Annotated in this window: 25 protein-coding genes; 21 read left to right on the plus strand and 4 right to left on the minus strand. The window is 38.7% G+C overall.

All coding sequences use genetic code 11. From position 1 onward, the window contains the following. Nucleotides 1–580: 580 nt before the first annotated feature. The 4 genes from Q0779_RS03465 to Q0779_RS03480 are packed head-to-tail and all read left to right on the plus strand — an operon-like array spanning nucleotide 581 to nucleotide 2,967. Nucleotides 581–1,216, plus strand: a complete 636-nt coding sequence (locus tag Q0779_RS03465) for a response regulator transcription factor (RefSeq protein WP_298769552.1) — start codon at nucleotides 581–583, stop codon at nucleotides 1,214–1,216. Nucleotides 1,217–1,236: 20 nt separating this feature from the next. Further along, a complete protein-coding gene (locus Q0779_RS03470; protein WP_298769554.1) occupies nucleotides 1,237–1,680 on the plus strand; it encodes a CsgE family curli-type amyloid fiber assembly protein in 444 nt (147 codons plus the stop codon). Between the two features lie 20 nt (nucleotides 1,681–1,700). Further along, a complete protein-coding gene (locus tag Q0779_RS03475) occupies nucleotides 1,701–2,111 on the plus strand; it encodes a curli assembly protein CsgF (protein WP_298769557.1) in 411 nt (136 codons plus the stop codon). 1 nt (nucleotide 2,112) lies between these two features. Further along, nucleotides 2,113–2,967, plus strand: a complete 855-nt coding sequence (locus Q0779_RS03480) for a CsgG/HfaB family protein (protein WP_298769559.1) — start codon at nucleotides 2,113–2,115, stop codon at nucleotides 2,965–2,967. 10 nt (nucleotides 2,968–2,977) lie between these two features. Here the strand turns inward: Q0779_RS03480 and bcsG are convergent, their stop codons facing one another. Together bcsG and bcsE are read right to left on the minus strand one after the other, a co-directional pair. Then, nucleotides 2,978–4,621, minus strand: coding sequence for a cellulose biosynthesis protein BcsG (gene bcsG / locus Q0779_RS03485; protein ID WP_298769561.1), 1,644 nt, complete (start codon nucleotides 4,619–4,621; stop codon nucleotides 2,978–2,980). Nucleotides 4,622–4,813: 192 nt separating this feature from the next. Further along, nucleotides 4,814–6,367, minus strand: coding sequence for a cellulose biosynthesis protein BcsE (gene bcsE, locus Q0779_RS03490; protein WP_298769564.1), 1,554 nt, complete (start codon nucleotides 6,365–6,367; stop codon nucleotides 4,814–4,816). A gap of 174 nt (nucleotides 6,368–6,541) precedes the next feature. Here bcsE and Q0779_RS03495 point away from each other — a divergent pair, with 174 nt between their 5' ends. From Q0779_RS03495 to Q0779_RS03565, 15 genes are all read left to right on the plus strand, one after another. Continuing rightward, the gene (locus Q0779_RS03495) at nucleotides 6,542–6,727 is read left to right on the plus strand and encodes a hypothetical protein (protein WP_298769566.1); all 186 of its coding nucleotides are present in this window, start codon (nucleotides 6,542–6,544) and stop codon (nucleotides 6,725–6,727) included. Beyond that, nucleotides 6,724–7,518: a cellulose biosynthesis protein BcsQ gene (bcsQ, locus tag Q0779_RS03500; RefSeq protein ID WP_298769568.1), complete on the plus strand. Its 795-nt coding sequence runs from the start codon at nucleotides 6,724–6,726 to the stop codon at nucleotides 7,516–7,518. The genes Q0779_RS03495 and bcsQ overlap by 4 nt, the downstream gene beginning before the upstream one ends. Nucleotides 7,519–7,527: 9 nt before the next feature. Beyond that, nucleotides 7,528–10,185 carry a UDP-forming cellulose synthase catalytic subunit gene (gene bcsA / locus Q0779_RS03505; protein ID WP_298769570.1) on the plus strand — a complete coding sequence of 886 codons (2,658 nt, stop codon included), beginning with the start codon at nucleotides 7,528–7,530 and terminating at the stop codon, nucleotides 10,183–10,185. After that, nucleotides 10,175–12,427, plus strand: coding sequence for a cellulose biosynthesis cyclic di-GMP-binding regulatory protein BcsB (bcsB, locus tag Q0779_RS03510; protein ID WP_298769572.1), 2,253 nt, complete (start codon nucleotides 10,175–10,177; stop codon nucleotides 12,425–12,427). Before bcsA ends, bcsB begins: the two co-directional genes overlap by 11 nt. Continuing rightward, nucleotides 12,424–13,518 (plus strand): cellulose synthase complex periplasmic endoglucanase BcsZ, encoded by a 1,095-nt coding sequence (bcsZ, locus tag Q0779_RS03515; RefSeq protein WP_298769574.1) that lies wholly within the window; start codon nucleotides 12,424–12,426, stop codon nucleotides 13,516–13,518. The genes bcsB and bcsZ overlap by 4 nt, the downstream gene beginning before the upstream one ends. Nucleotides 13,519–13,556: 38 nt before the next feature. Continuing rightward, complete coding sequence (locus Q0779_RS03520; protein ID WP_298769576.1) at nucleotides 13,557–17,369, plus strand: cellulose synthase subunit BcsC-related outer membrane protein; 3,813 nt, start codon at nucleotides 13,557–13,559, stop codon at nucleotides 17,367–17,369. 118 nt (nucleotides 17,370–17,487) lie between these two features. Continuing rightward, the gene (hinT, locus tag Q0779_RS03525; protein ID WP_298769578.1) at nucleotides 17,488–17,850 is read left to right on the plus strand and encodes a purine nucleoside phosphoramidase; all 363 of its coding nucleotides are present in this window, start codon (nucleotides 17,488–17,490) and stop codon (nucleotides 17,848–17,850) included. A gap of 138 nt (nucleotides 17,851–17,988) precedes the next feature. Continuing rightward, complete coding sequence (locus Q0779_RS03530; RefSeq protein WP_298769580.1) at nucleotides 17,989–18,378, plus strand: YcfL family protein; 390 nt, start codon at nucleotides 17,989–17,991, stop codon at nucleotides 18,376–18,378. 281 nt (nucleotides 18,379–18,659) lie between these two features. Beyond that, nucleotides 18,660–18,827 carry a hypothetical protein gene (locus Q0779_RS03535; RefSeq protein WP_298769582.1) on the plus strand — a complete coding sequence of 56 codons (168 nt, stop codon included), beginning with the start codon at nucleotides 18,660–18,662 and terminating at the stop codon, nucleotides 18,825–18,827. A gap of 333 nt (nucleotides 18,828–19,160) precedes the next feature. Then, nucleotides 19,161–19,622 carry a GNAT family N-acetyltransferase gene (locus tag Q0779_RS03540; protein WP_298769584.1) on the plus strand — a complete coding sequence of 154 codons (462 nt, stop codon included), beginning with the start codon at nucleotides 19,161–19,163 and terminating at the stop codon, nucleotides 19,620–19,622. A gap of 117 nt (nucleotides 19,623–19,739) precedes the next feature. Next, nucleotides 19,740–20,798: an agmatine deiminase family protein gene (locus Q0779_RS03545; RefSeq protein WP_298769586.1), complete on the plus strand. Its 1,059-nt coding sequence runs from the start codon at nucleotides 19,740–19,742 to the stop codon at nucleotides 20,796–20,798. Beyond that, nucleotides 20,795–21,055, plus strand: a complete 261-nt coding sequence (locus tag Q0779_RS03550; protein WP_298769588.1) for a hypothetical protein — start codon at nucleotides 20,795–20,797, stop codon at nucleotides 21,053–21,055. The genes Q0779_RS03545 and Q0779_RS03550 overlap by 4 nt, the downstream gene beginning before the upstream one ends. Nucleotides 21,056–21,076: 21 nt before the next feature. Further along, nucleotides 21,077–21,745 (plus strand): GNAT family N-acetyltransferase, encoded by a 669-nt coding sequence (locus Q0779_RS03555; RefSeq protein ID WP_298769589.1) that lies wholly within the window; start codon nucleotides 21,077–21,079, stop codon nucleotides 21,743–21,745. A 52-nt stretch (nucleotides 21,746–21,797) separates the two neighbouring features. Continuing rightward, entirely contained in the window at nucleotides 21,798–21,935 is a 138-nt protein-coding gene (locus Q0779_RS03560) for a hypothetical protein (protein WP_298769590.1), read from the plus strand. A 13-nt stretch (nucleotides 21,936–21,948) separates the two neighbouring features. Then, the gene (locus tag Q0779_RS03565) at nucleotides 21,949–22,164 is read left to right on the plus strand and encodes a hypothetical protein (protein WP_298769591.1); all 216 of its coding nucleotides are present in this window, start codon (nucleotides 21,949–21,951) and stop codon (nucleotides 22,162–22,164) included. Here the strand turns inward: Q0779_RS03565 and Q0779_RS03570 are convergent. Both Q0779_RS03570 and Q0779_RS03575 read right to left on the minus strand, forming a co-directional pair. Further along, nucleotides 22,127–22,720 (minus strand): cysteine dioxygenase family protein, encoded by a 594-nt coding sequence (locus tag Q0779_RS03570; RefSeq protein WP_298769592.1) that lies wholly within the window; start codon nucleotides 22,718–22,720, stop codon nucleotides 22,127–22,129. The genes Q0779_RS03565 and Q0779_RS03570 overlap by 38 nt on opposite strands. 645 nt (nucleotides 22,721–23,365) lie before the next feature. Further along, nucleotides 23,366–24,598 (minus strand): hypothetical protein, encoded by a 1,233-nt coding sequence (locus Q0779_RS03575; protein WP_298769594.1) that lies wholly within the window; start codon nucleotides 24,596–24,598, stop codon nucleotides 23,366–23,368. Nucleotides 24,599–25,102: 504 nt separating this feature from the next. Here Q0779_RS03575 and Q0779_RS03580 point away from each other — a divergent pair. After that, nucleotides 25,103–25,357, plus strand: coding sequence for a type II toxin-antitoxin system Phd/YefM family antitoxin (locus tag Q0779_RS03580; protein ID WP_298769596.1), 255 nt, complete (start codon nucleotides 25,103–25,105; stop codon nucleotides 25,355–25,357). Next, on the plus strand, nucleotides 25,347–25,631 hold the full coding sequence (locus Q0779_RS03585; RefSeq protein ID WP_298769598.1) for a type II toxin-antitoxin system RelE/ParE family toxin: 285 nt from the start codon (nucleotides 25,347–25,349) through the stop codon (nucleotides 25,629–25,631). Before Q0779_RS03580 ends, Q0779_RS03585 begins: the two co-directional genes overlap by 11 nt. Nucleotides 25,632–26,281: the final 650 nt, after the last annotated feature.

Genomic DNA, 26,281 nt, shown 5'->3' on the forward strand with positions numbered 1-26,281 from the left:
TGTTGAGCTAGCCAAGATGCTTTATCTTAGCAGCTTTTAATTGTGACCTTATTCCTACACTTATCTGCTTTATATTATCTATTGATTTTAAGAGTATTTATGGTTATTAAAATAAAAACTAATACCAAACTACTAGTCTTTTTATAAATATATCGCTATGGATAGGTAAGCTTTAATACTTGAGTTTGATGTTGTCATGACATTATTCGTTAATAATAACTTCATGTTTTTTGATTTGAATAATTTTAAGGTATCAATCTTAATCGAGTTTATTTAGTCAATATTAAGGATGATGTTGACTGTTTTTATTCTCAATAAATGCAAGGTTTGTAAGCGATACATAGTGGATGGAAAACCGAGTGTTTATTGAATGTTAGCTTTTCAGTGATAGTCGAAGGTTTAATAAATAAAAATATCTATAAGTATTTGATAATAAATTATTAATTTTGAATATGTGCTCTGTTAAAGCATTAGTGAATCGTGATAAAAGTTAATGCAAAGTCTATTGTTAGATAATATTGATGTTAGGTTTTACCACTTTGAGTGATTATATTTAATTCAACAAAAGGAATAGCTGCACATGTTAAAAGTAAAGCATTGGATGATAATATCACGTTCAACACTGCTAATTGATTTATTAAAAACACGTTGGCCAGAAGAGTTCTTAATTACACTAACTTCTTTGTCCCCTGAGGATAAAGATTACCGATTCGATGACAGTAAACTGTCTATTGTCGTTATTGATTTGTCGAGTATCGATGTTCAAGATGCGTATAAATTACAACAGAAAATTGACCGTTCACAGCGAGCAATAAGGGTAGTATTTCTTCACTTCCCCTCACAAGTCGATACGCGTTTTCTTATTCAGAAATCCATTACTGCGGGAGTATTTTATTGTGATGCTTCTTTAGACAAAATTGGCTCTGGGTTGAATGAGATAGCGGCAGGCAAAACGGTATTACCTTTTGAGTTAGAGCAGCAAAGAAAGCCGGTTAAAACCTTATCGAATTTGTCAGAAGAATTGACGATAAGAGAGCGCGAAGTATTAAAAGCATTGCGTTTAGGCTTAACCAATATTGACATCGCAGAACAATTGTTTGTGAGTGAAAGTACAGTAAAAACACATCTTTATCATTCGTTTAGGAAAATTGGCGTATCAAGCCGTGGTGAGGCAATTGCCTGGGCGCAAGCGAATTTACATGAGGTTAAGCAGTGAAAAGTTACTTAAGAGGATGCGTGTATAGCATTGTCATGATGCTTTGTTGTATGTCGAGTGTTTTAGGTAACACATTGACTAATGAGCTGCAAAAGAATAATCAAGAGAATGGCATTGAGCCTGAAGCTAATTTAGGAGACGGTCTTATCCTCAACCGTTCGATGACCCGGTTTGGTCACCGATTTTATCGAGAGTTTGTCATTGATTACCAAGATATTGGTGGAACGGTGACCCATGGTGGTTTGACTATCATAGAGAAGGCAACCGCCAGAGATGGTAGCTTAATCACGATTACGCATAATCGAAAAGTCATCTTTAAAACGGTGATATCGCCAGCGAATAATAATATTGATGAGCAGGCAAAAATTGCCGCCACCAAAGTGGACCAAATGTTAAAGCGTCAGCAACAACAAGCGGGTTGGGGTCAATGGCTCGATCCTGATCTGGCATCTGATGAATTTTAATCAACTAATGAGAGGGTAAGATGAAAAGATTAATGTGTTTTATTTCATACTTTGGATTGAGTTTTATCCTTATGTCTGCCAATGCGACTCAGTTGATCTATACGCCTGTTAATCCAAACTTTGGCGGCAATCCCTTAAACGGAAATTATTTAATGGCGAATGCTTCAGCTCAAAATGATCACAATAGTCGCAACGGTTCTGGGTATGTTCCACCTACCGCATTAGAGCGATTGTCCAGTTCATTAGAATCGAGGTTAATGACCCAATTGTTTAATGATGCTGCCAATGGTGGTGAAGGCTACCTTAAGACAGACGATTTTGAGATTACAGTTATTAATGTCGATGGTAGTTTATCGGTGAATATCGTGGATGTGGTAACAGGTGAAACGACGGCAATTGAAGTGGGTGGTCTCACCGACGGAGGAAGTTAAAATGAACAGATTATTGCTCTTAAGTGTTATTGTCATCATTTCAGGGTGTACTTCAACGACGAGCGAGCATTTTCCAGATGTTGAAGCTGCAAGCAGTTTAATGCCAAAAAGTGACTCTTATTATGATTTAATTGGATTGCCAGCCCCCCAAGGAGCCATGATAGCTGCAGTGTATGATTTTAGAGATCAAACGGGGCAATATAAACCCATTCCGGCGAGTAATTTCTCAACTGCTGTGCCCCAAAGTGGAACCGCTTTTCTAGCTCAAGCATTAAACGACTCGAGCTGGTTTGTGCCTGTTGAGAGAGAGGGGTTACAAAATTTATTAACGGAGCGGAAAATAGTGAGAGCAGGGCTTAATGGGCAAGCTAATAAAATCCCTAAACTAAATTCAGCTCAAATTTTAATGGAAGGCGGAATTGTTGCTTACGATACGAATGTGAGAACAGGTGGCGCGGGAGCACGCTTTTTAGGCATTGGCGCATCGGGTCAATTTCGCGTTGACAGTATTACTGTCAATTTAAGAGCTGTTGATATTCGCACAGGTCGCTTGTTAAGCAGTGTGACGACGACCAAAACGGTGCTATCTAAGGAGTTATCGGCGGGGGTATTTAAGTTCGTTGATGCTCAAGAGCTGTTAGAGGGGGAGTTAGGGTATACCTCCAATGAACCTGTGAGTTTATGTGTTTCTCAAGCCATAGAGAGTGCCGTTGTTCACATGATAGCCGATGGGATCTGGAAACGCGCATGGAATTTGGCGGATCCTAGTACAGGATTAGCCAATCCCGTTTTACAAAAGTATTGGTTGGAAGCCCATGATGATTCAAGAGTCATGGAAAGAGTGAATCAAGGGTAAGTTTTTGACTTTAATCTAAGTTCTCTGTTTGGTATTCTATCCATGAGTCATCATTCAATGAAATGTAAAACGTATTTTGTATTTTCATTAAAGTTGTTGAAGCATTTTGTGCCACGATAGGCGTAATGGGTAAATCCTTTGCCAATTGCTCGACTTCAATCGTTTCAGATTGATATGTGCTGTTTTTCATTAAGTTTGAAATAAGCTTAGCGATAGCGAGATAACTTGATGGAGCATTTATCATAAGTGGTGCATATTTCTTTTCTTGTTGATAACCAAAAAACTTTATGCCAACGGGAATGTTAATAATGGCTGGAGATGGAATTTCTCGCATGCCCGGTATTTGAAATTGATCGCCTTTAAGGTTGGCGCCATGTTCGGGTATCAAAAGCACCACCAGTTTGCGTTTAGATTGGTTTAATTGCTTAAAAAATTGGTATAAATCATCAAGTAAGTTTTTGAGCCTAAGTTGATAACTATTAATATTACTCAATGTATCAGTATTGATTATTCGATTTCCATCATGAAGTGATATTGTATTATAAAGTGCAACAATATTGTTGTTTTTTATAGAGCGTCTTTTAGACCACCATAAATTTAATACATCTTTATCACGAAAGATGATGGAGCCATCAAATGATTTTAAATAAGGGGGCAGGTGAGTTGTTTTAATGGGTTGGGTATCGAGTTTTCCATTTTCTTGTAGTTTATTTAAAAAACTATCATAAATAGCATCATGATTGAGAAGTAAATTCTCATTGAAGCCAATTTTCTTTAAATTTTCAAACAAATAGCATTCGTTCGAAGTTGGATTTTCAAATAATTGTTCGTGGGTTTCTTGGCCGCAATTGGCCCGCAGTAATCGGATTAGTGCAGGACCGCTATAAGAAGTGGCTGAATTAAAATTGTCAAACATGATATCAAAGCTATTGAATATAGGATGAGAGGACAATTTTGTCATCTTAAGATCATTCCAAGCCAGTGAGCAGATACTTAAAATCAGTATGTCGAAAGGCGCATTAATATTATTGTTTTCAATAGGAATGATTTTTTTTGCTTGGGAGGAAAAAAAATCATTTTTTAGTTCATTTAAGGTGACATCATTGGTTATTAAAGGCGTTGTTATATTTTCAGTAGGGGCTATTATCAGTGCATTATTGGAAGGAGTCATTTTTTGAGGAAGAGAATATTCATTGGTTAATAAAAAACTTTTTAGTGGTGTGCTAACAAAAATAAGGAGTGAGATAGTCAGTACTGTTATTTTTATATAGCGTTTCATTAAATAATAAAAGACCGATAAGGTGAAGATAGAGAGCAATAATTTTGTTGATATGCTCCGCTTTATGATTATATAAAGGTAATCATTATCAAATTGTGATATTTGAGCAATATTATTCCACAATTGTGATATTGGAGGAAAATAAGCATCATAATACAATAAAAAAAGGGCTAATGGGAACGCACTAACTTGTTTGATAATATTCAGTAAAGAGTGATTAATAGGCAGTAATAAAAACGCTAAAAATGAAAAATTTTCAATGGGATGGAAATCAATACTCCCTTTGAGGTAAAGAAACACTTTAATGATGAAATATAAATTCCACCAACCAATTGATAGTATAATATTATTATGTTGTTTTTTTTGTCTTGTCATTGGCGTCTTGTTTGTTACAGGAGGTCTTTAAGTAAGAGGATATTTCAATAAAATAACGGGGTTGTTTTAAGCATCGTAGGTAGTACCTCGACATGCTAGTTACTATTTTTTTTAAACAGAAACCAATAAAAATACCAACGAATAAACTAATGCCGATGACTAGAGAAAAGTTAACCATATTCATATTTTTACTCAGTTTAGTGTGAGTGGTTTATTAATTGAAAATCGAACCGGATCCTTTTGGATTTCACTATGATGGGTGTTTTGTTTCAATAGCTTTCCTATTTTAATTTTCTCAGTTCTTTTAATGATAACGGGTAGCTCTGTTTTTATATCTATCACATTATCAATTATAGTATAAGAAAGGAATAAACTTTCTATGGGTATATCAAATAGTTGGTTTAATGTAGCATGTACGTCATTGAGACGGATAGCACTGAAAAAGACATAAAGGGCATGATCGCAAGCGGTTACAATATCGCCATCTCGGTGAATGTGGCATAAATTCAGACAATGTATGGCTTTCATACTTGATAACAAAGAAAGCCTAATTAATGCAAAGCGAATACTTTCTTGTTCGGCAATAATCATGATTTTTGAGCAATAATCTTTAAAATCAGTATTTGGGATATAGCCTTTTTGATCAAAATGGTGATTAAGTTTGAGTAATTCATCTGCGCTATCTGGCAGATTGCGAGTAAAAATTTGTCCTTGTATTGATTCGACTAAGCTAACACATCGAGAAAATGACACATTGAATGGAATAATGAAATTCACCCCCGCATTAAGGAGTCGCTTTTCATCGATATAGCGCAGAACAGAGGTTATTTCACGAATGATAATTTTAATCGCATTGCCTTTGCTTTTTCTTAAAAGATAGCACTGTCGACTGATTGATTCTAATTCAGATATTTTTTGATAACTTAAAATAATAGTGGATGCTTGTATGGATATTGTCTCTAACAAGGTGAATAGTTCTTCATTGCTGTTGATAATATTAACATTTTTATTGAGCGTGATCTCTTTATCCAATGCCGTTGCAGTGACGTAAATACGTTCTTCATCATGATAGCGTGGATAAACACCAGAAGAGGAAATATTTTCTTTGAGGGCAATAAAATGATTTTCATTGTTGATTTTAAGGCGATAAGTTTTATCACTACTCACGCCATGCTGGTTACACCAAAAGCTAATATGGTAGTCATATCGTTCTTTATTTATTGCATTGAATGTGCAGACTCCAGAGACGTATTGATTTAGCCCCATGAGCTTATTTTTTATTGCATTACTAATTTTATTACCATAAATAATGATTTTTAGGCATATGCTATCTGTCTTAGCCCAGTTTGAAGTGTTTTTAAAGAACGAGAGCATTTGTTGGTCGTTAAGGTTGTAAAAATGATTTTCTGGAATAGAGATGATGAGGTTAGATTGTTTAGGGAAAATAATGTTTTTAAATTCATTAACTAATTGATCAATTTGAATGGTGGATTGAGAAGTGAATTTATCTAAAAACCATATGTTTTTACAATACTTTATTAGATAGGATTGATGTTTTAGTTGGTTTTCTTTTTTTAGAACAGAAAAATAATCCTCTTTATTCACAAATGAAATAAATGAATGTGTAGAGTCCATGATGGAGTTTAGGTAGATGATGCTCGTTTCTTGATTGGTAAACAAATAGACATACTGACATTGAATATCATTCGTTTCTGCTTGTAAGTTGAGGTCAATAATCCCAGACATAGACACTCCTATTTAAATGATGTTTTACTTTCACCTATTTGGTTGATGAATATTGACTATACTTACTAATAAGGTTCACTATTTAATATAATAGATGACTTTTGATATTTAAATGAAAGGATCATGAAAATGATTCATTATTGATGATCTGATTAACATCATGGAGTGATTAGATTGACAAGATTCACGGATGATATTCATACGATTTATGCTTCACTGGATTCACTAGACCAAGACTATATTGAACTGACTGATGATGAGTTTTATCAACAAGTTAGGCACAAATGGCTTGTGTTAAGTACAAGTGATGTTTTATATGATGAAAATGGGAAACAGCCATTGACAGAGGCTGAAACATGATAAAGCGCATTATTATTGCGGGATTAAAAGGAGGAGAAGGAGCGACAACGATCACTGCCAACTTAGCCATTGCTTTAGAGAAGTTGGATCAAAAAACCTTATCTATTGATTGTACCAAAATGAATTTATTGAAGTTACATTTTAGTACTCAAATTAAAATAAGCCAAGGCTGGGTTATCCATGCGATGAATAATGTTGCCTTAGATAAAGCGGCTTTTGAAAGTCCCCAAGGAGCGATGTTTTTTCCATTTGGTGATTTATCTTTCCAGCAAATGCAGGAGTTTAAAAAATCTCAAAAACAAGTGTTTAATACATTAGTTGATGAACTGATTAGAGTTGAAGAAACCTTTCAGTGGCAGTTGATTTTATTAGATAATATGATTGAAAATCAAGAGGAATATGCATGCTTACTAGATAGTTCTGATTTGATTTGTCTCGTTTTAACACCAGAACCAAGCCATTACAATTTACTTCATCAAAAAATATTTAATCAAGAGATTAATTCTTATTTGCAACAACACTTTTCTAAAACCAAGTTTATTATTAATCAATTTCATGCTGAGTCTACAGTAAGCAGTGATTTTTTAATGGTGTTACAAAAAGAATTGAAAATGAGTTTAATACCTGTGCATTTACATTATGATCCCGCAATTGTTGAGTGTATAGCCAACTTAACGGATATATTGAATCATGCGCCTCAAAGTTTGCTTGCCCATGATTTTCAAGCGCTAGCTTACTGGTATCTATCTTATTTTTCACCTGAAGTTCAATCCAAATCTTTGATAATTTAAGGACCTAAGGTGATATTTCATCCACGCATTGTGAAACGTATTAAACGACAAATACAAGCCTATGAAATGCACTATCAGCATGATTCGAGTATATTGGGAAAGGTGGGGTTGTGGATTTGGTTGTCTTTTTGTTTGTTTTTCTTGCAACCAAAAGTAGCGGGTGTAGCGAGTTGGCGCTTGCTTTTACATTATTACCCAAATATTAATTTTTGTTCTCCTAATGTGTTAGATCTACTCCGATTTATCATTCAATCTTTTTGGTTAATGATAGTCAAACAAGATTGGCAAGAAGGAAAGATTTTTAACTGGAAAACTTGGTTGAAAGCATTGGCGACTATTTTTCATCTGCCGTTATATTTTGTTCGTCATAGAATTGATATGCTTTTTCAGAAAAAAACATTTTTTGAACGGAAAGTCAGTCAATTAACGTTAAAATGGGAGCATCATAATCAATTCGTCCAGTATGCACATTCTATAATCGTTTATGCAGGTATTGTATTATCTGTTTTACTTATTTTCGTGTGTATTATGGTGCCATTAAATTTAGTGGCGCAAAGTCTTTTTCTTTTGATTTTGTGGGCTCTGGCAATGGGGGTCAGACGGATCCCCGGTCGTTTTCCTAGCTTGTTTCTTATTGCGTTATCCATATTGGCGTCAACTCGTTATATTTGGTGGCGCTGTACATCCACATTGAATTGGGACGATCCTATCGGTTTAATGCTCGGGGTGACGTTATTAACGGCTGAATTGTATGCATGGCTGATATTGCTTTTGGGCTATTTTCAAAATATTTGGCCATTAAATCGTCGTCCTGAGCCGTTACCTGATGATCCGCAAGAGTGGCCAAGTATCGATATTATGATCCCTACGTTAAATGAAGAACGCCATGTTATTAAAACCACTATTTATGCATTACTTGGAATAGATTGGCCGAAAAGCAAACTCAATATTTACATACTTGATGATGGCAATCGAGAAGACATTCAGCAATTTGCTAATGAAATTGGCGTTCACTATCTAGCTAGACCGACCCATGAGGGAGCGAAAGCAGGCAATATCAATTATGCCTTGGAACGTTCTTTTTCAGATTTTGTCGCTATTTTTGATTGTGATCACATTCCAACTCGCGCTTTTTTTCAGTTAACTATGGGCATGTTTTTACAGGATCCTAAATTGGCTTTGCTGCAAACGCCACATCATTTTTTCTCTCCGGATCCTTTTGAAAGAAATTTAGCGCATTTTCGTCATGTGCCTAATGAGAGTAGTTTATTCTATGGCTTGACTCAAGATGGTAATGATTTATGGAATAGCACTTTTTTTTGTGGATCTTGTGCTGTTTTAAGGAGAAAACCATTAGAAGAAATTGGTGGCGTAGCAGTTGAGACCGTAACGGAAGATGCGCATACGTCTCTTCGAATGCATCGTTTGGGTTATCGTTCTTCTTATTTAAAACAGCCGATTTCAGCAGGTCTTGCAACTGAAACGTTATCAGAACACGTTGCTCAACGTGTACGCTGGGCAAGGGGAATGGCCCAAATTTTACGGATTGAAAATCCATTATTTGCTAAGGGATTAAAATGGCAACAACGGCTGTGTTATTTAAATGCCATGTTGCATTTTTTATCTGGGATCCCTCGTATTGTATTTCTTGTGGCGCCTTTATTTTTTCTACTTTTTCATGTGTATGTTATTTATGCGCCAGCATTGGCGATTATTTTGTATGTACTTCCACATATGTTACATGCCAGCGTGACGAATTCTAGAATGCAAGGTGAATACCGTTATACTTTTTGGGGGGAAATTTATGAGACTGTCATTGCTTGGTATATTGCTAGGCCGACGACGATGGCATTATTTTCGCCGAATAAAGGGTTTTTTAATGTCACGAGTAAAGGAGGCTTAGTATTAAAATCTTATTATGACTGGACAATCGCTTCTCCTTATCTTGTATTAGTGGCTTTTAATATTGCAGGTGTCTTATATGGAGTGTATCGATTGTTTTGGGGACCTTCAGGTGAGATAGGGAGTGTTTTCGTGAATCTTTTATGGACTTTTTATAATTTATTTATTTTAGGCGGGGCCGTTGCCGTTGCTGAAGAGGCCAAACAAGTCAGAAAAAACCCTAGAGTAGATGTCGATATTCCTGTTGTTATTCGTTTCTATTCAGGGCATTTGGTGAATGCGAGTATGAAAAATTTTTCTTTGGGGGGACTTAGCTTGATCACACCCCAAGCATTACCAATAGAAACGGGGCAGAAAATAGAGGTGATATTGACGCGATCTAGCCGAGAATTTATTTTTCCATTTCGCATTGTCTATCGTCAAAATAAATTACTGGGATTAGCATTGGAAACCTTATCAACACAACAATGTATTGATTATGTTCAATGTACCTTTGCGCGTGCCGATACTTGGGTGCAATGGCAAAGGAGTTATCGTTTGGATAAACCGTTAACGAGTATGCAGCAAGTACTTGAGATCGGTGTCAAAGGTTATCAAAGATTATGGCGCCATAGTCCAAGGAGTATTTATTATAGTGTTTATTATGCATTGAAATTATTTGCGATTATAGGCTCCCTTAAACCCGTCAGTGTGCCTCCTATTTCAAGGCGGAAACCTTCCGCTGCCGTGTTACGACAAGAAAAAGTGATGCGCTATGAAAACTAGTCAATATTTTCTGTGGGGCTTCGTACTGAATGTATTGATTGTCAATCCATGCCTAGCTGTGTTGAAAACACAAGCGCTGGCAGTTGAAGATCCGAGTGTGCGTATTCATCAATTGCCTTTTAGTGAACTCGTGGAAAGTCGTTCTATTAGCCTTGTGGGAAGTGAAAGTGTAGCCTATGTTAATTTTGGATCTCGTCTTGATGAAGTCGTCTCTAACGTCAGCTTAGTGCTCGATTTTATTCCTTCACCTGCGCTATTATCGTTAGTTTCTCATATAAAAGTGTTCTTAAATGATGAATTAATGGGAGTCATCCCTATTGAAGAAGGTGAGCAGGGTAAGAGAGTGAATACAAGGCTTCCTTTTGAACCTCGTTTTGTGAGCGATTTTAATCAAATTCGATTTGAATTTATCGGCCATCTTCACCCAACCTGTACCAATCCCAATGATCCCAGTATTTGGGCTGAGATAAGTTCATCTAGCACATTACATATACAGACACAAAAAAGTATCTTAAGAAGTGATTTAAGTCTATTTCCAGCCCCTTTTTTCGACAAACGCGATTTCAGTGCATTATCTTTGCCTATCGTAGTGGGAGAAGCATTCGATTTAGAAACCATTCGGGTCGCGGGGATCCTTGCCTCATATTTCGGTGTGTTAGCAAATTGGCGAGCAATTGATTTCCCATTATCGATTAATGCGCTGCCTCAACAACATGCCATAGTGTTGATGACGAATAAAAATAAACCTGATTTTTTGAAAGATTTTCCAGATACAAAAGAACCTATTGTGCAAGTGATCACTCATCCTTTTAATCCTTATGTGAAGTTATTATTGGTTATTGGTAAAGATAGCAATGACTTAGCACAAGCAGCAAAAGGATTAGTGCTCGGGCAGCAATTATTGACAGGCCCTATGGTCGTTATTGATAAGGTTAAACAAATAGAAAAACGGCGTCCTTACGATGCGCCTAAATGGCTCAATACAGACAGGCGAATTGCATTTTCCGAGTTGGTTAAAAATCAACTTGATTTACAGGTTGAAGGCCGAAACCCTCCTCCCGTTCACATTAACTTTAGATTGCCAGCGGACTTATTTACTTGGCAAAGTCGAGGGATCCCACTGACGTTAAATTATCACTACTCTCCGCCTATAGAAGATGATTCAGGGTCAAGATTGAATTTATTGATTAATAATCAATTTATTGAAGCATTTAATTTAACTTCACAAGGAGAAGGATCAGATCAACAACGTATTCGCGTACCGCTTATTGAAGATCTATTGACGCAGTTTGATCGTATTCGCATTCCAGCATTTAAAGTGGGTAGTAATAATCGCATTGATTTTAAATTTAGTTTCGCTTCTCTCACTGGCGGGAAGTGTCAAAGTATGCAACCGAGTAAACATTTTGCTGTTGTTGATGCCAATTCAACCATCGACTTTTCTGGTTTTCCTCATTATATTCAAATGCCAAACTTACGTGCATTTGCTAATTCTGGTTACCCTTTTACACGCTTAGCGGATTTATCCGAGACGGTGGTGTTATTGCCAACACAGAAGAGTACAGCGGTATTGCAAACCTTTATTAATTTAATGGGGTATATGGGGCAATATACGGGGTATTCGAGTATTCATGTTGATTTAAAGCAAACTTGGACTGAAAAAGAATTAAGGGATAAGGATATTTTAAGCATTGGTGTTATTCCTCAATTGCAACAACGCTTGATAGCGACAGACGAAGCCAACCTAGTGTTAAAAGCCAGTCGTCGTTTGCTAAAACTTCCTTTTAAAAATGTTCAACAAGCCGATCATCAATGGCGTCATGCTGATGATGAACAAACACCGATTGATCTCGTGTCGGTGAAGGCGATGGGAAATTTTGCTGCAATGACAGGGAGCCAGTCACCGTTTAATTCACAACGAAGTGTGGTCTCAATTGTTGGCAATACGTCTGCCGATTTTCAACTCGTGACTGATGGGCTAAATGACAAAGGTAAAACCCCATATATGTATGGTTCTGTAGTGCTTTTTAAAGATACTGAAGTCGCCAGCTATGATGTGGGAGAAGAATACTTCTTAGGAGAGTTACCCATTTGGACTTTAGTACTCTATCATTTTTCACATTATCCCATTTTATTAGCATCACTTGCTGTTTTGTTAGTCTTAATGGTTACGATTGTCCTGTGGCGGGTATTAAAAATAGTCAATAAACGTCGGTTAGAAATTAAAGAGGCGGATAAATGATAAAGTGGATTTTATTATTATGCTCCTTTCAATTGAATGCCGCGATCTGTTGGCCAGACTGGCAGCAGTTCAAAAACGGCTATATAGAGCAGGGACGAGTCATCGACAGAAGTGATGCTCGTTTAATATCCACTTCAGAGGGACAATCCTATGGGTTGTTTTTTGCCTTAGTTGCTAATGATCCCGATGCTTTTGCATCAATATTATCTTGGACTGAGGATAAGCTAGCACAAGAAGACTTAACGGCAAGGTTACCAGCTTGGCTTTGGGGCAAAAAAGAAGAGGGAATATATAGCGTGATCGATAATAACACTGCGTCAGATTCTGACTTGTGGATTGCTTATACGCTTGCTGAAGCCGGAAGGCTTTGGAACAATTATTATTATCAAAGTTTGGGTTTTTTGCTAGCGAGCCGCATTTTACGAGAAGAAACACGTCGCTGGAATGGCAACGAAATCATTTTATTACCCGGTATGGTGGGCTTTGAGGGAGAAGATGGGTCATACCGATTAAATCCCAGCTATGTGCCCTTGCAATTATTGCAACGTATGCAAGTGTTGTATCCTCAATATCCTTGGGGAGCTGTGTATCAAAGCAGTTTTCAAATGTTAATTGACACTATGCCTAAAGGTTTTAGTCCTGATTGGGTATTAGCGAAAAATGGCGGTTATTATCCAGATAAACAAACTGTAGGCAGTTTTAATGCCATTAGAACGTATTTATGGGCTGGAATGTTAAACGATGAGCTAGAAGATAAAGCGGTTCTCATCAAGAAAATGTCACCCATGATCACTGCTGTGAGTCGACTTAATGCTCCACCTTTAACAGTGAATACGCAAACAGGTCATTACACTCAAGAAGGGGGGGAAGGTTTTTCGGCTGCGATTTTACCTTTATTAGTATCTGCAAAACGAACAAAACTAGCATCTTTTCAGGCTAAAAGAGCGCAAAATGTATTTCAACGTGGATCTGATAAGTCTTATTATGACAATGTATTAGCCTTATTTGGTTTAGGTTGGTTTGAGCAAAGGTATCGTTTCGGCGTAACAGGAGAATTGCTGCCCAATTGGACTGATACATGCTCAGAGTGAGTGACAGGTTTATTTCATCTATTTTTATGAACTTGGTAATGATTGTTTTTTGGGCATGCCTGATATTAGTCTTAATAGTCAGTGTGGTGTCTTCTTTTCCTGTAAAAGCATCATTTTATTCAGTCATGATTTCTTCAATGCTTCATTTGTCAGAAGATGAAGGTTTAGATAAAAAGCCCGTTTTTATCGGATCACGGGATCAAGCGTTAAGTAAATCGAGTACTCAAGTCGATTCTGTAGAATGGCTTACAGAGCAATTGCGTTTAGCGTTAGCGATTAGGCGAGATGATATTATGCTTGGAGCCTTGAATCGATTGTTAGCGATTGATGCGAATAATCTTGATGGTTTGTTTTATCAAGCTAATCGTTATTTGTTACTGGAAGATATTGCAAACGCGCAATTGATATCAAATAAACTTAATCAACTGGCACCCGACTCAAAGCAAGCTCATAGTTTACGTGCTCAATTATCGTTATTTAATGAAAATAAAAAAGTTTATCAATCAGCGCGATTATTTGCTCATGCTGGCCGTTATGAAGAGGCATTAGCGTATTATGAACGTTTATTTCCACAGGGTATGCCAACGCCTAGGTTAATGCTTGAGTACCTAATGCTAGAAGGGAAATTGAGCAGTCATTGGCAGTCAGTTAGACAGAAGTTGGAAGCCTTAAATGAACAATATCCCGATGTGCCCGATTTTCAATTGGCGCTCGCTCAGCACCTGTCTAAAAAAGAGCCTGATAATCCATGGGCACTAGGGACTTATGAGCGTTTATCGCTACGGACAGATATTGGCTTACAGGCAACGCGTTCTTGGATTGAGGCCCTTGATAAATTGCCGATTACTGATGAATTAGTTCAAAAATATGCTTTTATGGCTCGTTACTATCCGTCTGATCTAGGGATCACTCAAGCAGCAATAAAGGCGACATCTCGCTTAGAGAACAAAGCAGAATTACAAAAAGATCCTGTTTATATGGCAAAAATGCAGGGGTTAGCATTCCTTGAGCAAGGAAATAATGGGGCGGCAGAGAAAAAGTTAACGTTTGTATTGCGCTATCTTCCTCAAGATGCAGAAGTGTTGGGGGGATTAGGGCTGGTGGCGCTGCGTCAAGGGCAGCATCAGCAGGCTCTAGAGTGGTTCACACAAGCTCAAGCAATAAATGAGGATCCTGATCAAGTTTCAAAATGGCAAAGTTTAGTGGATACGGCAACGTATTGGGGTTTGTTAGCACAAGGTGATAAGGCGTTAGAGGATAAGGATTATTTAAATGCGGAAAATCATTATCTTATGGCGATTAAGTGTCAGCCTGAAACATTGGAAGGACTGAACCGATTGGCGCAATTATATGTTATGGCAAAACAATACCGCTTAGCAGATAAGTGGTATAAAAAAGTGTTACAATCCGCACCATTAAATCAGGTGGCATTAGAAGGGAGGCTGGACATATTATATGCGCAAAATCAACCTATTGCTCCTTTAATAAAGCAGTATTCGCCCAGTCAAAAAAAGGTGATCCAGCCCAAATTGGTGTTTTTACAAAGAGCGCAACTAAATAATGAATTGCAAATGGCGATGAAGGAGAATGATGTCAATACGGCTAAAATGCGCTTAGATGAATTATTAATGTTAGGAAATGACTCGCCATGGCAAGCATTAGATGCCGCCAATACTCTTGTCACATTAGCACAAAAATCGAGAGCCGATCGAATGATGGCGCAATGGGTTGCTGATGCGATGGATGATGAAGCCGTTGGCTCAGTTTCTCGCGCAGAATGGCTGTTTGCTTATGCTCTATATTTGTCAGGCCAAAATCAAACTAGCGATGCCATTATTATGTTGGAGAAAATTGAAATAGCGCAACGTACACCAGCTATGGAAGCCAACCTCACTCGTTTAAAAGTCGATGAAGCGCTATTGCAAATAGCGCAATTAAGAGGTGATGATCCAGAGCAGGCTTGTGAAGCGCTGATTGATGTTGGGCAGACTTACAGTGACAATCTTGATGTGCAAATCACGCTGGCAGCAGTGTGGTTAACATTTGAAAATAGCGATGTGAACAGTCAGCGAAGCCACACATGTAAAAAAAGCCATGACTTCCTTAGTCAATTAACGCCTGAAGCCGATTGGAGCAATTCGACTCAGCTTCGTTATGGTGAACTCCTGTTAAAAGCACAGAAGCTGGAGCAATTTGAACGCTGGTTTCAGCAATGGCGAACTCAGTTTGTTTCCCTACAAGACAAAAAACAACTTCGCGTACTCCTTCAAAAAAGCTTTCTACAACAAGCAGAAAAAGCATCATTTAATCAAGACTACTTACTTGCTATTCGTTTATATAATCAAGCCATTGCTGAGCCTGGTCCCTTATTATATGAGGCTAAATTAGGGCTGCTTGGCGCCTATATTGCTTCAAATAATCAGCACAATGCGAAGAGGCTGAGTGAGACATTGTATCAAGAGCGCATGCAATTAACATCGGTGCAAAGTGTGTCTTTTGCTGAATTATTGGTTCGGCAAGGTGATTTTAAAAAATCAAAAGCCATGTTGACAGCGTTACAACAAAGGGATGATCTTGATGCCATTGAATATCGTGATCTCATGAAAGTGGCATTGGACATGAAAGATGAGACATTGATGAATGAAATGGCTGCAAATGCACTGTACCACTCTGAGGAGCTGTCATCTGTAAACCCTGCTATCAATCGCCCCTCTTTAAGAAGTTTGTATGATAGTGCGGAAGATGACTGGTTAACACGAAATGTAAAGGCTGATATTGATCGTGTTCAAGCACGTCATCAAGGGCATATTGCATTTGGAATTGATTATGGTGCTAGGGATGGAGCGAATAATTTCACTCAAATTCCCATCGAGGCGCGAATTCCAATGCCCGATTATGACGGGCATTTATTGCTAAGGTTCGATCAAGTGCACATTGAGTCAGGTAATATTCGCTATTATGATAAGGCATTAGATGAGGATACTGTTCCTATTAACCAAAGTGACTATGGGACAGCATTAGGGGTAGGTTGGGAGGCCGACAATTGGTTAGTCGATTTGGGAACGACGCCTATTGGATTTAATGACCATACATGGGTCGGTGGAATTAATATCGCGGGAGAGCTACAAGATTGGTCTTGGACAGGGGGGTTATCGAGACGGGCATTAACGAGTACGATTTTATCTTATGGTGGATTAACGGTGCCAGCCAATACTAGCGATCCTGCTGGTGTAGAATGGGGTGGAGTGGTGAGCTCTGGTGTCAAATTGAATACCAGTTTAGATCTCGGTGGACCTTGGGGGATGTGGACGAGTTCACAATACCATCAAATAACGGGTAATAAGGTGGCTGATAATACCCGCTTTGGACTCTTAACGGGTGGATATTATAAATGGATTAATACAGAAGATGAACGCTTAAGTACTGGACTCAATTTGATGTATTTACAATATGACAAAAATGTCAGTGAATACACGTTGGGCCATGGAGGATATTACAGCCCACAACGCTATTTTTCTGTGTCATTACCGGTTAATTATTATGGGCGATATCAAGATACTTGGGCCTATTGGTTACGTGCTTCAGTTTCTCAGTCTTGGTCGCAAGAAGATGGTCCTTTTTTAACCCCTCTTTCAGGATCATCCGGTGGTGGCTTTGGTTATGCTTTTTTAGGTGCAATAGAAAAACGAGTCAGTAAAAAATGGTATATAGGAATGTCAATGGATATTGAACGTTCTGATTTTTATGAGCCTAATCATTTTATTTTATATGCGCGTTATACTTTTACTGATCGCTGGCAACGGATCCCTACGCCTCCGACACCGCCTCTTTTATACAGCGAATTTGATTAGTTAAAGTGATATTTTGCTAAAAAACTAAATAGATTTTTGCATAAAAATGCCTTTTATCTTTGCAAAAAAATGGGATACTAATGGGCATTGTGTTTATCGTTATTGTAAGGACTGTGAGATGGCCGAAGAAACCATTTTTAGCAAAATTATTCGACGTGAAATTCCCACCGATATTCTCTATCAAGATGACTTAGTCACGGCTTTTAAAGATATTCATCCTCAAGCCCCGACGCACATATTGATTATTCCAAATCATCTTATCCCCACTTGTAATGAGGTCAAAGCTTCAGATGAAAAAGCATTGGGGCGAATGATCACTGTGGCGGCAAAACTTGCCGCTGAGGCCGGGATTGCTGAAGACGGTTACCGCTTGATAATGAACTGTAATCAACACGGGGGCCAAGAAGTTTATCATATTCATATGCACCTTGTGGGGGGGGCGCCGTTAGGACCTATGCTTCATCGCCGTCAAGAAGAATAATCTCAGACAGTATTTAACCACCAAAGATCAACAGGCCCTAGTTTATTGAGATAAAAAACAGGAGGGTAAAGCTAAAATAGGCTAACCTGAAAAGAGCAGTGAGTGTTTAGGCACATCAATAATAGGGAATACCAATCGATGAGAAAATTATTTTTTATTTTATTAGTGGGCTTGTTCTTGGGGGGCTGTTCTACCAATACAGCCGGTATATTGGCCAGTTCAACAGGGGATTTAAAGATTGACAGTCCTGCTTTTGCTCAAAAAGTGAAAGTGGATCAGTTAAAGATGCGCGGTAAAAGTGGATCCTTGGAAGGTGTGGCCACTGTGATCAGTAAGATTTCAACGGATCAACATTTACAATATAAATTTACTTGGTATGACGGTACGGGTTTTACCGTAGATGATGAAACTCAAGGGTGGCAACCACTCACTATACACGGAAAAGAAAGTAAGCAAGTCCGTTCAGTGGCCCCTGGAACCAATGCCCTATGGTTTGAATTTTACGTGCGCGAAGCACATTCAAACTAGTGGATCTTTTTGAGTCATAAAATAGGTTGACGGTTTTTATTAAGCCAGTTGAAATGCTCGACTGGCTTTTTTATGTGTTTTTTCTTATGTGTTGAGAGGAAGGAATTAAAAGTTCATTTTTTATACAGGTAGAGCTTTAAACATTTCACCCTGAAGCCAAATGGTGTACGTAAAGATAACGAGTATTTATTTTACATACACTTACCTTTAATCTTCAGCATCTATACAGCTTTTTATTGTTCTACTGGTCTTAGCAAAGAAGACAGAATAGTGATTGGCGTATGAGGTTTATTGAGGAGAATGGCTTAGATGAAGAGTATGGTGAAACGGTTTTATTATCTTTTGATTGTATTGATGACAGTGGCTTCATTAAGCGCATGTATGGCTCCTTGGGGTGGGCCCCATCATTTTCATTAAATGATCGCTTAATAGGCGTTATTGCTGATTGAGGAATGGAAGGAGGGTTATCCTATGAAACGACTTTTTTATACTTTCGTTGTGTTAGTAACTATTTTGTCATTAAGTGCATGTGTCATTTTACCTTTTCCAGGGCCGGGCTTTGGTCCGCACCCTGGCCCCTTTCATTGATGAAATAATGATTTCCTTTATATTGTCAGAAATATAATGGTTGTTCAGTAAAAAATAGCTTCGGCTATTTTTTGCATTTTTATGAGCCGCTTATTTTTAATATGCCTAGGGCCTATTGATCTTTGGTGGTTCAAGCGGTTTGCCTAGGTTAAGATGTAAGTAGGAGTAGGATGTAAGTAGAAGTAGGATGTTTAATGATTAAAATCGATAAATTATCAAAGTTGCATGTTCCAGCGGTACTTCAGATTGCTGTCGCGGAGCAACAGATAAAGTTTGCAGAAACAGCAGAGGCATTTTTAGCCAATATAGACAATACTACCCATCTTCATATTATTAAGTCTGATGATGAGATTATCGGTTTTTTTAAAATCGATCTCGCTTATGCATCGATTTATTCTTTTTGTCCTGATAATGGTTTGGGTCTACGATCCTTTGTGATTGACACCAAGCAGCAAGGGAAAGGGTTTGGCACCGCCGCTGTAAAAGCTCTTTTGGTTTACCTGCGAGAGAATTATCCTTGCTATAGTGCAGTGTATTTAACCGTTAATTGCCAAAATATAGCAGCCCATATGTGCTATCTAAAAGGAGGATTTACAGATACAGGTGAGAAATACCTTGGGGGGATTGCTGGCCCTCAATACATCATGAAGGGATGAAGGGATGAAGGGATGAAGGAACAACATGGCTGAGATGATAAGTGGCATAAGTGGCAATTCAAGCCTTTTTAAGTGAATGCTTTTCAATTAACAGACCGTAAAAGGAGCAATATTGCAATGAAGCGATGGCTGAAAGGAATAACAGGATTAATGAGTATCTTGATGATGGCGCCTTCTTCTGCAGAATTAATTGTCCTTGCTTCTCCACCGGAGCAAGATGCTTATTATGCTGAAGTACAAGATGACATCATCGATTTTCAAATTAATTATGCTAAGGAAATAATTAAACATGGGGATCATGTGCTGATCTTAAGCCGTCCCTCTTTGTATCAGGAGTATGTGGATGCTCTGGGAAAACAAAGTGTGTTGATAGCGCCCATGCTTGATATCTGGATGCGTGACTTTACCCTTGTTAACCCTAATCAACCTGTGATGTTTCGCTACACTGCAGCTGGGCAAGGCGGAGGCCGAGAAGGACAAATAGAAGCCGATGAAGTCCAAGACGTGTTTTATCGGTTAGCTCAAAAGGCCGGGCTTCAATTTAAAAGTTCAGATTTATTGAACGATGGAGGGAACTTGGTCAGCGATTATGTGGATAATGCGGTGCTCAGTACTAAATTTTTGCATGATAACCAATTAACCGAGAAACAGGCGCGTCGGACATTGCAAGTATTATTAGGAATTGACAATATTGCCTTTATTGAGGCTGATGAACAAGGCGGGCTAGAGCATGCCGATGGGGTAGTGAGTTTTGTAGAATCTAATACACTAGTGATAAACAGTTACCCTGACGATCCTGAGTATGCAAAGCAATTAAAGAATGATTTAAGGCGGCAGCTGCCAAAGGTGAAAATTGTTGCAATCACCACCCCGTATGATGGCAGTGACATTTATGATAAACGTTTTGGATCAGCGTGTGGTCTGTATACCAATATGCTGGTGACTCCTAATCGAATCTATTTACCTCAGTTTGGCTTGCCTCAAGATAAGCTTGCATTAGCACAAGTGCGCGCAGTGACGTCAAAAGCTGTGATCCCAGTATTATCTTCTCAGGTGTGCTATATGGGCGGCGGCGTTCGTTGTATGTCGTTACAACTACGCGGGGATAATGCCCAAAAATTATTGGATTATGCACGCAGTCAATTGAAATCAACATGGAAGAAGACTGCTGAGTGAAAGGGATGAATAACTTACAAAAACCAGAAATGCCCACAATTATGGATAGCGCATTTGACGCTGCTGCTTATTGCCCGCGCTGTCACTTATTGATGTACATTAAAGATGAAACATGTCCTCATTGCGCTTATTTATTATCGTTAGATGAGCGGAAAAAACAGAAAAATTTTAGCAAGCAGCAGTTTAGAAAAGGATTGAAACTGGGCATATTCTGGGCTCTTATGTTGATTGTGTCATTCTTACTGACATTGGAATGATGAAAAGGGAAAGGTGGGGAGATGGCTATCAGGCAAATGACACTTGAGGACATTGAACGGGTGAGTGAGCTGTGTTTAACCAGTTTTATGGGGGCTGTGGCAGGCACCTTGTCTGATGAAGGGGTAGCAACCTTCACCAACATTGCCTCTATTGAAGCGTTCAAAAAGCGAATGCAGGAAAATAACACCTGGTTTGTTTATGAGTGCACTGCTGAAAATACCACGAGCTCAGAGCTTGTTTATCAAACCTGTCCTGTTGAAAAGCGCATTATGGGGGTATTAGAGCTCAAAGAAAATAAACATATTTCCATGTTATTTGTGTGCCCAAGTGCACAACGACAAGGGGTTGGTCGAGCACTCATCGCTGCGGCGTGCCAACATGTATGGCAAGATCAAACTCAAGTTCAAACTGGAAGTCTTCAAGTCGACAATCCTCAAGTCGACAGTCCTCAAGTTGACAATCCTCAGGGTAACAGTCTTCAGGGTGACAGAGTGTCTCAATGTGAACCGTTAACAGTGAGTGCGTCGCTCACGTCAGTTCCAGCCTACCTGCGTTATGGTTTTAAAGTGGCTGGGGAGATTGCTGAGTCAGAAGGGCTGACATTTCGGCCTATGACGTTGGACTTACGCATGGATATGAAAATTGATATTGGTATTGATGTGAGTACGGATACTGATGTGAGTATGTGAGTATGTGAGTATGTGAGTATGTGAGTATGTGAGTATGTGAGTATGTGAGTATGTGAGTACTGATACTGGTACTGATACTGGTACTGATACTGGTACTGATACTGGTACTGGTACTGATACTGGTACTGGTACTGATACTGGTACTGATATTAGCACCGATATTAATACGATAGATGTGAATGATAAATAGCAATGAGGTAGAGATGAACTTAGCATTATTTGATTTTGATGGCACCATTTCTCATGATGATACCTTTACGCCCTTTATTAAATCAGTGTTATCACCAAAAAGGCGCTGCTGGGGGAGTGTTTGGCTTGCTCCAGCCATTTTGGCTTATCACTTAGGCTGGATTTCTGCTTCTACAATGCGGCAAAAGCTGGTTAAATTTCATAATACCAAGGATGTTGTTGGGCGTTAAAGCGCACCGGATGGCTTCCATCAAGAGAGTAAAGGTGAAAGTGTTGTAAAGGCGGAGAGTAGAGATGCAGTGTGATAAGTGGTTCATTGTTTGCCTGTAAGTTAGAAATTTGATGAATATCATTATTCAAGCTGACACTGGTGTGATTTTTATCATACAGCACTGACTCTGTTGCATAAACCTGCCCGTTTGCCGCTCGTTTAAATTGTGTTTCGGTGGCTTGACCCAGTAAGACTTTGACGCCGCAGGCTGTTTGTAAATGATCATGGATCTTACTGCGCTGGCCATTGAGCCAACTTAATATTAAAATCTCACAATGGGCATTATGAAACAAACGCTTACGGCAGTATTGATTGCGTTCAAAAGAGGCGAGAGCCCGCACTTCTTCATCATCGAGCATTACATTTTCAAGAATAAAACGAATAGCGGCTAATGACAGGGGTTTAGTGAACAGCTGCACTTGCTGAATGAGCTCAGTAAAACTGATTTTATGATCGGCATCCAATAGTGCGTTCATCACAGGTGCGTGTTCAAGGGGAATATTTGAGTAAGACAAACGGCCTCCTTATTCGTACATTGGTTTTTCGTACATTGCCTTATCACATTCGTGCGCTTAACGCAGAGGAGCAGAACTGAAACCATTCCCGCTCTCAAGCATTAAAATAAGGCTAATGGTAAAAGTGAATCGCTAACATTATAACGAACGTTAACGCTAGGATCACAGTTAAGGTCACAGTTAAGGTCATAGTTAAGGTAACAATATTTATAGGATTTAATCTATAGGCTAAAGGTGGGGAGATCGTGAGTGCCCACTCACGCAGGGGGATTAAATATTAAGCTTCGCTTAATGGAAACCTTATCACTTGCGGTGGGCTTTTGTGCAGATACCTCTGTGACACACTGCAAGTACGTCCGTGTAAGTTCGACGATGGCATCCCTGCCATCAACGGTCACAGTTGCATCTACACGAGATGTTAAAATCAAAAGCACAAACAAAGATAAAAGCGAGGTGTTTTTTCGAAGGAGGGGGAAATGTGATATGACTCACTTTGCTTAACATGGCATAAGTTTTATGGTGAGAGTGTGCAATCAAGCCTACCAGTGATAACCCATTTATCACTGGTAGAGCAGATTTGTTAATAGCCAAATCTATTTATATCGGTTTTGAAGTAGTCACTCTGATGAATGACTACAACAAATATTAAGATGCCGGAAAAATAAATCTTGCAGGGACTGGATCTTTATCGGCATTAGGTCCCCAACATTTTATCCCTTCATCATCAACAGCACATTTTTGATTATAGCTGAGGACTATTTGTGTTGGATTTGATAATTGACTAATGTCTTCAGCATCGATGATATTATCAGCAGTTTTATCCCAGCAAGTTAAGCCATTATCATCTAAAGCACAAGCTGTTGTACGATAAACAACAACTGATACAGGGTTGCTTAGCGCCGGAGACGTTTCTGGATAGTACCCATCCATGCCCCAACAAACAACTTCACCTTGATCAATCATACACGAAGCTCGACTCCCTGAAGCAATAAAAGATGGATTAGTATGCGCGGGAACCTGAACATACTTGCTGTTTCCCCAACATTTTACAAAATTATTGCCTGAAGTGGGTTGATTTAATGCGCAAGAATGATAGGGCGCTGTAGATACTTGAATTGGATTATCTAGTGATGTGACTGGCACATCCTCTACTCCATCAGTAAATACTCCCCAACAGGCTATTTTTTCTGCCGAATCGACGATGGCACATGAATGACGATAGGCTGATACCATGTTTCTAGGATTAACTAAATATGGTTCTGAAAATTCAGAAGCGAAATCTCCCCAACAATTAGGTCTATTGCTTTCTTTCTCTAATGCACAGCTGAATCCATAACCAAGAGATACTTCTATGACTTCTGAAAGGGATGGAATATTATATAAACCTTGATCCGTGTATTTCCCCCTATCACCCCAACACTGAATACCCAAATCATCTTGAGCACATGTTTGGGATGCACCTGCTCCAAATAAACGAATTCCCTTCGCTTCCTTATTAAAAATAAACTCTTCTAAATACAATTTACCTGTTGATTTATCTTGCATTGAAAATCTGTATGTATAATTCCCACTAGGAAACCAATTTGGGATATTGAAAGCATGATTGGGTGATTCAAATTGTTCACCTTCCATTAAAGTAAGGTCTAATGGGGCATCTATGTTGTAATGCTTACCATCTGGGAAGATTAAATAATTAAAATAACTGATGTCTTTATCTTCAGTAAACTCATTCTTAATTTTTAAGTCAAACTCAAGATTTCCTCCATCGACAGGAATAACGGTACTTGCTGTCGATGTTGCCTCAATGTTAAAGTTTGCATGAGCCATTCCCGAAGCTAACACAGAGAGAGCAGGTAAAATTAGATGTTTCAGTTGCATTTTTAAGTCCATTTGATAAAAATCTGTAATTAAAAGCGACAGTTATCGAAGATAACTGTTATTCATAATTCTAATTCCCCCATTCCGCCCCTATTGAACATAATACTGAAAGTATGAAACGCGACTTTGGGGTTCAGAAAAGTTGAGGCTGAAACGCCTCGAAATGAGGACTTATCTTCTCAAAATCAGCCCTAAAATCACAGGCTAATAGTTAGTGATTTTCACCACTTTGATGGTTGGACTCATTAGGGGGCTGAGTTTGGTGTTATTCAACTTTTTTGTTGGATCCGTTGTGTGAAAGCGGTGGGCGGCATTCAGCGAAAGCGTGAGCCCAGATAGCCATATTATAAAATCGAAGAAACACACCGTTTTTTGCTTGTTCTCTTGATTTTCAAATCAGTGTGAGTGCCTTAGCTTAAATGCTGAAGGCGGTATTGATTGGGGTTTGATTAGCACAATTAAAAGACCTATAATAAATACTTTAAATAGGTCATAAGGTGTGTCATGAGAACAATTCGACCCATACTTGCGGATAACTCAACCAGTATATCTGAATTAAAGAAAAATCCGATGGCGGTTGTTGAACAAGCTGATGGTTTTCCTGTTGCGGTGCTTAATCGGAATCAACCTGCTTTTTACTGTGTGCCTGCCGAAGCTTATGAGCTAATGATGGATAAGCTTGAAGACATGGAACTAGCACAGTTAGTCGAAGCACGTCGAGATGAGCCTGAAATAGAGGTTAATATTGATGACCTATAGGCTGGTTTTTAAGCAAGGGGCACAAAAGGAATGGCAAAAACTCGATGGGACAATCAGAAAGCAATTTGCTAAAAAATTAAAGGAACGTTTAGTTGAACCAAGAGTGGAGTCGGCTAGGCTTAATGGCTTGAAAGATTGCTATAAAATTAAGTTACGCAGTGCAGGGTATCGATTGGTTTATGAAGTGAGAGATGCCGAAGTGGTGGTGTCTGTGGTTGCGGTTGGAAAGCGAGAGAGCCACCACGTTTATAAAATAGCGGCTAAACGAATGTAAGACCGAGAACCGCTGCAATGAGTTCTTCGACTTCTTTCTTCTACTGGGATATTGGGTATTTTGAATATCCATTTTTGTCCCATTCTTTATGACAATAAAGGATGGTGAACCACAAGTTATCATTTAATTCAATCGAAGAAACACACTGTTTTTCCTTGTTCTCTTGATTTTCTAAATCAGTATGAATGCAAAAATAACCATCGGAAACAGGGTGAGGTTTCATTGAATGAAACTCTTCGAACGAGAGATAAGGATATCGAACTGGCACTTAAACATGGAGGTTGTTGGTTTTCGTTTGAGCCTACAAGGCCAAAAATGTTCCTGACATTTTAAGGCATTTCCTCTATCCATGGAGGTCAGAAGTGCTAGCGACGTCTCAAAATTATCTGCACAAAAGCCTGCGGCAGGGTGAGGTTTTACTTTGTAAAACGCTTCGAACGAGAGGCATTGATGCCGAACTGGCTTTTAAACATGGAAGTTGTTATTAATATAAGTAAACTTATGGTTAACAACAAACTTAACAGTCTTAAATAAGCCCAACCATTTCAAATAAGATAACGTTATACCAATGAAGTTATTGCTCCCACAGTGTGGATGGGAGTCCACGATCTTAGCCTCACCGCAGGTGATAAGGTTTCCATTAAGCGAAG

Source organism: uncultured Shewanella sp., from assembly GCF_947491715.1.
Classification (GTDB): domain Bacteria; phylum Pseudomonadota; class Gammaproteobacteria; order Enterobacterales; family Shewanellaceae; genus Shewanella.